Origin of the sequence: Janthinobacterium sp. FW305-129 (assembly GCF_020858115.1) — a bacterium.
In the GTDB taxonomy this organism is placed as follows: Bacteria; Pseudomonadota; Gammaproteobacteria; order Burkholderiales; family Burkholderiaceae_D; genus Janthinobacterium.
Genome location: NZ_JACYMM010000051.1, coordinates 1 through 552 on the forward strand (window position 1 = coordinate 1; position 552 = coordinate 552).

Below are 552 nucleotides of genomic sequence, written 5' to 3' on the forward strand. Positions count from 1 at the left end.
ATATCCGCAGCTTCGGTGACTGGCTTAGCCCCGTTACATCTTCCGCGCAGGACGACTCGATCAGTGAGCTATTACGCTTTCTTTAAATGATGGCTGCTTCTAAGCCAACATCCTGACTGTTTTAGCCTTCCCACTTCGTTTTCCACTTAGCCAATCTTTGGGACCTTAGCTGGCGGTCTGGGTTGTTTCCCTCTTGACGCCGGACGTTAGCACCCGACGTCTGTCTCCCAAGCTCGCACTCATCGGTATTCGGAGTTTGCAATGGTTTGGTAAGTCGCAATGACCCCCTAGCCATAACAGTGCTCTACCCCCGATGGTGATACTTGAGGCACTACCTAAATAGTTTTCGGAGAGAACCAGCTATTTCCAAGTTTGTTTAGCCTTTCACCCCTACCCACAGCTCATCCCCTAATTTTTCAACATTAGTGGGTTCGGACCTCCAGGGCGTGTTACCGCACCTTCATCCTGGCCATGAGTAGATCACTTGGTTTCGGGTCTACACCCAGCGACTGATCGCCCTATTCGGACTCGATTTCTCTACGGCTTCCCTAT

At 50.9% G+C, this 552-nt stretch carries 1 rRNA gene; it reads right to left on the reverse strand.

From position 1 onward, the window contains the following. Positions 1–552: ribosomal RNA gene (locus tag IGS61_RS27770) — 23S ribosomal RNA — on the reverse strand; the annotation flags it as partial.